General features: G+C 63.2%; 9 protein-coding genes and 1 pseudogene. 4 read left to right on the top strand and 6 right to left on the bottom strand.

Features of this window, described 5'->3' with window-relative positions:
• On the top strand, positions 1–190 hold a 190-nt coding region (locus EN949_RS30090; RefSeq protein WP_206534976.1), incomplete at its 5' end, for an invasion associated locus B family protein.
• Positions 191–275: 85 nt separating this feature from the next.
• Here the strand turns inward: EN949_RS30090 and coaBC are convergent.
• From coaBC to ubiE, 5 genes are all read right to left on the bottom strand, one after another.
• Positions 276–1,508: a bifunctional phosphopantothenoylcysteine decarboxylase/phosphopantothenate--cysteine ligase CoaBC gene (gene coaBC / locus EN949_RS30085; RefSeq protein ID WP_063168993.1), complete on the bottom strand. Its 1,233-nt coding sequence runs from the start codon at positions 1,506–1,508 to the stop codon at positions 276–278.
• A complete protein-coding gene (locus tag EN949_RS30080; protein WP_024502801.1) occupies positions 1,505–1,927 on the bottom strand; it encodes a type II toxin-antitoxin system VapC family toxin in 423 nt (140 codons plus the stop codon). The genes coaBC and EN949_RS30080 overlap by 4 nt, the downstream gene beginning before the upstream one ends.
• Positions 1,928–1,929: 2 nt before the next feature.
• A complete protein-coding gene (locus EN949_RS30075) occupies positions 1,930–2,187 on the bottom strand; it encodes a plasmid stability protein (RefSeq protein ID WP_013529622.1) in 258 nt (85 codons plus the stop codon).
• 81 nt (positions 2,188–2,268) lie between these two features.
• Positions 2,269–3,843, bottom strand: a complete 1,575-nt coding sequence (gene ubiB, locus EN949_RS30070) for a 2-polyprenylphenol 6-hydroxylase (RefSeq protein WP_063168992.1) — start codon at positions 3,841–3,843, stop codon at positions 2,269–2,271.
• Between the two features lie 70 nt (positions 3,844–3,913).
• Positions 3,914–4,690, bottom strand: coding sequence for a bifunctional demethylmenaquinone methyltransferase/2-methoxy-6-polyprenyl-1,4-benzoquinol methylase UbiE (ubiE, locus tag EN949_RS30065; protein WP_013529624.1), 777 nt, complete (start codon positions 4,688–4,690; stop codon positions 3,914–3,916).
• Positions 4,691–4,824: 134 nt separating this feature from the next.
• Here ubiE and EN949_RS30060 point away from each other — a divergent pair, with 134 nt between their 5' ends.
• The 3 genes from EN949_RS30060 (at position 4,825) to EN949_RS30045 (ending at position 7,363) form a co-directional block, all read left to right on the top strand.
• Positions 4,825–5,799: an adenosine deaminase gene (locus EN949_RS30060; RefSeq protein WP_127367044.1), complete on the top strand. Its 975-nt coding sequence runs from the start codon at positions 4,825–4,827 to the stop codon at positions 5,797–5,799.
• Positions 5,800–5,945: 146 nt separating this feature from the next.
• Positions 5,946–6,575 (top strand): uracil phosphoribosyltransferase, encoded by a 630-nt coding sequence (upp, locus tag EN949_RS30055; RefSeq protein WP_013529626.1) that lies wholly within the window; start codon positions 5,946–5,948, stop codon positions 6,573–6,575.
• 224 nt (positions 6,576–6,799) lie between these two features.
• Positions 6,800–7,363, top strand: coding sequence for a TIGR02281 family clan AA aspartic protease (locus tag EN949_RS30045; protein ID WP_024502797.1), 564 nt, complete (start codon positions 6,800–6,802; stop codon positions 7,361–7,363).
• A gap of 86 nt (positions 7,364–7,449) precedes the next feature.
• Here EN949_RS30045 and EN949_RS30040 read toward each other — a convergent pair.
• Positions 7,450–7,760, bottom strand: a pseudogene (locus EN949_RS30040) (thymidine phosphorylase); the annotation flags it as partial.

Raw genomic sequence — 7,760 nt, 5'->3', positions numbered from 1 at the left:
CACCTGCCAGGTCGTCGGCTGTCTGGTGCCGGTGATGTTCGATGCGACTGTCACGCCGCTGCTGAAATCAGGCACCACGCTGAAGATCGACGCTTTCGCGGCAGACACCGGACAAGCGGTGAGCTTTTCCATTCCGCTCAACGGCTTCGCCGGCGCACTTGCCCGAACCGCGGAGCTTTTGACCAATTGATGTGAGCCGCAGGACTTAAAGCGCGCGCCGCCTGAACGCAGTCTCGCGGCAGGGCGGTGCGTCACTGCAGCAGAACATTTTTCAGTCAAACGACGATTGTTTTAAGCCGTTCGGCGATCAGGGCGGCAAGCCGAGCCGCCACTTCGTCCTTGCTCATCTCCGGCCATTCCTCGACACCGGCCTTTGACACGATCCGCACCCGGTTGCGATCGCCGCCCATCACGCCCGAAGAGCCGACGCCGCTTCCCTGCGACACGTCGTTGGCAACGATGAGATCGGCGCCTTTCTTCTTGAGCTTGGCCTCGGCGTTGCGCAGGAGATCCTGTGTCTCGGCGGCGAAGCCGATAACCAGGCCGGGTCGCTGGCTGTGATGGCCGACGCCGGCGAGAATGTCGGGATTCTCGACCATGCGCAGCACCGGCGGCCCTTCGCCCGCGACCTTCTTGATCTTCTCACCGGCCGAGTTCTCGGTGCGCCAGTCGGCCACGGCGGCGACGAACACCGCCGCATCTGCGGGCAAGAGCCGTTCCACCGCGTCGCGCATCTCCTGCGCACGCTCGACGTGAATGGTCTTCACTCCGGGGGGATCGGCGATGCCGACAGGGCCGGAGACGAGGCGCACATCGGCGCCGAGCCTGGCCAGTGCTGCCGCGATGGCATGGCCCTGCTTGCCGGACGAGCGGTTGGCGATGTAGCGCACCGGGTCGATCGGCTCATGGGTCGGGCCGGAGGTGACGATGATCTTGCGCGCCGACAGCGGCCTGGGGCCGACATCGAGCAGCGCCTCGACCGCAGCAACGATCTCCAGCGGCTCGGCCATGCGGCCTTCGCCCGCCTCATTGCTTTCGGCCATCTCGCCCCTGGCCGGACCGACGAAGGTGACGCCGTCCTTCTGCAGCGTCGCGCGGTTGCGGCGGGTGGCCGGATGCGCCCACATTCTGGGGTTCATGGCCGGCGCCATCAGCACCGGCTTGTCGGTGGCGACAAGCACGGTGGAGGCCAGATCGTTGGCGTGGCCGTTTGCGAGCTTCGCCATCAGGTCGGCGGTGGCGGGCGCCACCACCAGCAGATCGGCCTCGCGCGACAGCCTGATATGGCCGACATCGTGTTCGTCATTGCGGTCGAACAGCTCGGTGAAAACATGGTCGGCGGAGAGCGCGCCGACCGACAGCGTGGTGACGAATTCCTGCGCGGCCGATGTCATGACCACCCGAACCGCGGCCCCGCGCTCGCGCAGCCGGCGGATCAGATCCAGCGCTTTGTAGGCGGCGATGCCGCCGCCGATGATGAGCAGGATGCGCTTGCCGGAGAGGCTCATGCACCCTCCCAAGGATTGACTATGCTGATACCGCAATCGGAAAAGTCAGCAACGTTTCTAGTCACCACCGCAAAGCCCCGCGAGCGAGCAACCGAGGCGATCTGTGCGTCAAATTCGCGTATAGGACGTCCCAGAAATCGTCTGTTCGAAACAATCTCCGCGTATGCTTCGGCTTCGCGGTCACCGAACGCGAGCACTGGGGTCTTGAGCCATTTGGTGAAAAAGGCCCCGATGACACTACCCAGTGCAGCCTTACGCGTTCCGTCCGGCATGTTCGCAAGCCCAACGAGCAGCTCTGCCTTGGTCATCGCCGTGACATATGAGCGGGTCGCGAGCGAGCTATCCATCCAGGTAGCCACCCCTGCATCCGGCCGTGGTTTGAAGGTTTCCGAGATAACATTCGTATCCAGCACGAACATGGTTAGTCAAATTTCAGTGGCTCGCGCGTAGGGCCGCGCTCCGGCAACTCGACATCGAAACCGCCATGGGGCTCAACCAGCCTACGAATCGCGGCATAGAGTGACTCTCCCCGAGGGTCTTGGTCCACACCGTCCGAAAGAACACTCTTGGCAAGAACGCTACGCGCTTCCTCTTCCATTGAGACTCCCCTCACGGCAGCTCGCTCACGCAGTTTCTGCTTCACGTTGGTGTCGAGATTGCGGATGGTAAGTGTGCTCATGTTTTTGCTCCTTACCTCAACCTAGTCCATGAAAGCGTTGCTTTCAATGATAGCAATGCCGGCACTGCTGTCACCGAGAACTCAGATCATCTTCCAGGCGATATAGACCAGCGTCACGGCAATCACCCAGAGTGCCCAGCGGCCGGAACGGCTGTAGCGCGCCTCGGCCTTGCCGATGGCGTGGGCGGTGGTCTCGTCGAAGCGCAGGCCGTGCTCGGCCATCAGGTCGATCTCGCGCGACAGCCGGTCAGTGCGCGCCGCAAGCTCGGGCACCTGGCGGGCCAGCGTCAGCAGCGCCTTGGCGCCATCGCGCGCATCCATCATCATGCCACGCGGCCCAAGATTGCCTGATATCCAGTCGCCGACCACCGGCTCGGCAGTCTTCCACATGTTGAAGGCCGGGTCGAGCGTGCGCGCCACGCCCTCCACCACCACCATGGTCTTCTGCAGCAGGATCAGTTCGGGCCGCGTCGCCATGTCGAAGAGCTCGGTAACCTCGAACAGCAGCGTCAGAAGCTTGGCCATCGAGATGGTCTCGGCCGGCTGGCCATGGATCGGCTCGCCGATCGCCCGGATCGCCTGCGCGAAGGCCGCGACATTGTGCTGGCGCGGCACATAGCCGGCCTCGAAATGGACCTCAGCGACGCGCAGATAGTCGCGCGTGATGAAGCCGTAGAGGATTTCGGCGAGGAAGCGGCGCTCCTTCTTGCCGAGCCGGCCGGCAATGCCGAGATCGACGGCAACGATGGTGCCGTTCGCCTCGACGAACAAATTGCCCGGATGCATGTCGGCGTGGAAAAATCCGTCGCGCAGCGTGTGGCGCAGGAACGACTGGATCAGGTTTGTGGCGATGGTTTTCAGATCGTGGCCCGCCGCGACCAGTCCGGCAATGTCGTTCATCTTGACGCCGTCGACCCACTCCATGGTCAACACGTCGCGGCCGGTACGCTCCCAGTCGACGGACGGCACGCGAAAGCCGGGGTCGTGCCTGGTGCTTTCACCGAGCTCCGAGAGGGCCGCCGCCTCGAGGCGAAGATCCATCTCGATCTTGGTGGTCTGAGCCAGCGTCTGGGTGACCTCGACCGGCCGCAGCCGGCGGGACGAGGGGATGTATTTCTCCTGCAGGCGAGCGGCAAGGAAATAGCTTTCAAGATCCTGGAAGAAGCGGCGGCGCACGCCGGGCCGGATCACCTTGACCGCCACCTTGGTGGCAACGCCGTCATGCATGGCATCGGCGGCATGGACCTGGGCGATGGAGGCGGCGGCGACCGGATCGCCGAATTGAGCGTAGAGATCGCCGACTTTGCGCCCGAGCGAGGCTTCGATGGCCGCTATGGCTTCGGCCTTCGGAAAGGTGTGCATCTTGTCCTGCAACATGGCGAGATCGAGCGCCATGTCGTTGCCGACGACGTCGGGCCGCGTCGCCAGGAACTGGCCGAGCTTTACATAGGAGGGGCCGAGCCGGACGACCGCCTTGGCCAGCCGGTCGCTGCGCTCATAGGCCAGCGCGCGGCGGCGCGTGAACAGCCGTGCCATCCGCCAGCCGAACTTCGGCAGGCCGGACAGTTCCTCACCCGGCAGAGCGGCGACGACACCCTCGCGGACCAGCACCCAGCCGGCCCTTACGAGCCGGAATCCTGCACTGACATTGCTCATGGCAGCGCCAACCCTGCCGGCTCTTTGAACCGGCATAGCACGCGTCGATTGTGAGAAATGCGGTCCGGCCTCAAAGCTTCCAGCCCGAATGAAGTGCTGCAATACCGCCGGAATAGTTGCGGAAGGAAACGCGGTCGAAGCCGGCGCGGGAAATCATCGTCGCGAAATTCTGCTGGTTGGGAAACCTGGCGATCGATTCGACCAGATAGGAATAGGGCTCGCCGTCGCCGGTGACCATCTTGCCGATCTTTGGAATGGCGTTGAACGACCAGGCTTCATAGGCCTTGTCGAGCAGCGGCATCTCGACCTCGGAAAATTCCAGGCACAGGAAGCGCCCACCGGGCTTCAGCACGCGAAACGCTTCGCCCAAGGCCACCTCGATGCGCGGTACGTTGCGGATGCCGAAAGCGATGGTATAGGCATCGAATGTGGCATCAGGGAAGGGCAGTTCCTCGGCATTGGCCTCGACGAAATCGGTGTTGCCGGACAGACCCTTCTTTTCGGCCCGGTCGCGGCCGACAGCCAGCATCGAGCCATTGATGTCGAGCACGGTGGCATGGGCATTGCCGTGGCTGGCATCGACGATGCGAAAGGCAATGTCGCCGGTGCCTCCGGCAACGTCGAGCACCTTCCAGCCCGCCCGTTTAGGCGGATTGAGCCAGGTGACCATGGCGTCCTTCCACAGCCGGTGCAGGCCGGCCGACATCAGATCGTTCATCAGGTCGTAGCGGTTGGCGACCTTGTGGAAAACATCGTTGACCAGGGACTGCTTGTCGCCAGCCCCTACACGCTTGAAACCATAGGAGGTTTCCATGCCGCCCGCGGCCGTGGTTCTCTCAACTGACATTTTTTTGATCCGTCATAAAACCGGCGGGACCATAGCCGATCGATGGTGCGGGCGCTATTGTTTAAGGCGCGGTGTTCAGCCGCGCTTCCAGGTGGCGGGTATTCGAGACCTGGACGGACCGACGGGATGATTGAATGCCTTTGAAAGCGGAACTGCACTGCCACATCGAAGGGGCAGCGGCGCCCGAACTCGTCATCCGCCAGGCGCAGAAATACGGCAAGGACACCTCGCCCTATATCCAGAACGGCTCCTTCGTCTGGCACGATTTCACCTCCTTCCTGGCGGCTTATGATTTTTCCGCCGATCTGTTCCGGACCGAGGAGGACTATGCGCGGCTGGCCGACCACTATCTGACCAGCCTTGCCCGCGACGGCGCCATCTATTCCGAGGTGTTCACCTCGCCGGACCACGCTAAAAAAGCCGGCCTGTCGCCCAAGGCCTATACCGACGCGCTCGGCGAAGGCATGGCCCGCGCCAAGGCCAAGACCGGCATCGAGGGCCGCATGATCGTCACCGGCGTGCGCCATGTCGGCGTCGAGTCGATCGAGCAGGCGGCGCGCTTCGCGGCGCGCTGCGGGCATCCGCTGGTCACCGGTTTCGGCGTTGCCGGCGATGAGCGGGTCGGTGATATGGAGGACTATGTCAGGGCTTTCGAGATCGCTCGCGAAGCCGGGCTCGGCATCACCATCCATGCCGGCGAACTGACGGGCTGGGAGACCGTCCAGGCGGCGCTGGATCACATCCGCCCGTCCCGCATCGGCCATGGCGTTCGCGCCATCGAGAACCCGGACCTCGTCCGGCGCATCGCCGACGAGGGTGTCGTGCTGGAATGCTGCCCCGGTTCCAACATCGCGCTCAAGGTGTTCGACAGTTTCGCCGATCATCCGTTTCCGGCCCTGCAGGCGGCAGGCTGCAAGGTGACGCTCAATTCCGACGATCCGCCCTATTTCTGGACCTCGCTCAAGCGTGAATACGATATCGCTGCCGAGCATTTCTCGATGAACGACAAGGCGCTGACCGCCGTCACCAGAACGGCCATCGAGGCCGCTTTCGTCGATAGAAAGACAAAGACGGCACTTCTTGCCCGGTTGAACAGCGGGGCACGTTGATTTCCGCCGACAAAGCTGTGGTCGGTGCGGGCCAAGCGGTTCCTTGGCCGGCGCATTGCCGCTAGGGTTCGCCCAGGCAGCTTGAAGCGCGGCGCGTCCGAAAGGGCGATGCGCGCATTTTCGGGCGCAGGCATCAGGAGAACACCATGCAGGGCGTCACCGTCGTCGACCACCCGCTTGTCCAGCACAAGCTGACCATCATGCGCAAGAAGGAAACCTCGACGGCGGGCTTCCGCCGGCTGCTGCGCGAAATCTCGCTGCTGCTCGGCTACGAGGTCACCCGCAATCTCGAACTGACGACGACGACCATCGAAACGCCGATGGAAACGATGGAAGCGCCGACGCTCGAGGGCAAGAAACTGGTCTTTGCCTCGGTGCTGCGCGCCGGCAACGGCTTGCTGGAAGGCCTGCTCGACCTGGTACCGGCGGCGCGCGTCGCCCATGTCGGTCTCTACCGCGATCACGAAACGCTGGAGGCGGTCGAATATTTCTTCAAGGCGCCGAGCGACCTCGCCGACCGGCTGGTGATCGTCGTCGATCCGATGCTGGCCACCGCCAATTCGGCGATCGCGGCGATCGACAAGCTGAAAGAGCGCGGCGCCACCAACATCCGTTTCCTTTGCCTGCTGGCGGCGCCCGAAGGCATCGAGCGCTTCATCAAGGCGCATCCGGACGTTCCCGTCTTCACCGCTTCGATCGACCGCCAGCTCAACGAGAAGGGCTACATCATGCCCGGCCTCGGCGACGCCGGCGACCGCATGTACGGGACCAAGTAATATCAGACCAAGTCGCCTGGTACGATTTACCAAGTATTTACGCAAAGGCGCGGTTTTGGCGCGCGTTAAAGCGGCAAACACCATCCGGGCTTAACGATCGGCTGTCACTACAGCGCCGCGCGTCCGTTTCGGACGCGCAAAGGACGCTGTAGCACCTTGATTTTGTGCATGAGCCTTTCCGAAAATCGTTCCCGATTTTCGGGGTCATGCGGCGAGGCCGATCCATGCTGCGCAAACTTCTGATCCTCGCCGTTTTCGCCGGTACATCGGCATCGATACCGATTGTGTATCAGTCGAATCCGCAACTCGTCGAAAACCTGCTGAGGTCGGCGGTGCCGGGCAAACAAGCGGTCGAAGCCCAGCCGAACGTCAATCTGGCATCGGTGCCCAACAAGCCCGCGGCACCGCTGCCGATGGGCCGCAAGGTCCTCGTCGCGGCAGACGAACGCGGGCATTTCTCGTCACCCTTCAAGCTCAACGGACGTCAGGTCGACGGCATGATCGACACCGGCGCCACATTGGTCGCCATCAACATTTCGACGGCACGCAGGATCGGCCTGTCGCTGAACGCTTCCGACTTCAACCGCGAGGTCAACACCGCCAACGGCACCATCAAGGCGGCCGTGGCCATGATCGACCGCCTGCAGATCGGCAGCATCACCGTCAATGACGTCCAGACCATCGTGCTCGACGACAGGGCGCTGCGCACCAATCTGATCGGCATGAGCTTCCTCAACCGGCTCGACAAATACCAGGTCGAGAACGGCACGCTGCTGCTCGTCCAGTAAGGCTATTCGTTTTCCCAAATTCCCAAGGGAAAGCGCTATGCGCTTTTTCCCGGGGAGAACCGTTTCACACTTTTCCTGGAATTGCTCTAGCCGCGCGGCAGAATCCGCCGGATGACCGACTTGTCGGCGGGCGGCTTCGAGGCGCCGACCATATAGGCCGAAAGCACGGTTGCCGCGGCGGCCTCGGCATCGGCCGATGAGCGGGCATGGATCAGCGCCAGCGGCTCGCCGATCCCAACCTCCGCACCGACCGGCAATAGTCTGGTGATGCCGACCGCAGGGTCGATCTGGTCGTCCGGCCGCGTGCGACCACCTCCCAGGCCGACCACGGCGAGCCCGATATCGCGGGTGGCGATGCCGGTGACGAAGCCATTTGCGGTCGCCTTGACGGCAAGTT

This window comes from Mesorhizobium sp. M7A.F.Ca.US.007.01.2.1 (assembly GCF_003998165.1).
GTDB classification, from domain to species: Bacteria; Pseudomonadota; Alphaproteobacteria; order Rhizobiales; family Rhizobiaceae; genus Mesorhizobium; species Mesorhizobium ciceri.
This window is presented reverse-complemented; position numbering and strand designations above follow the sequence as displayed.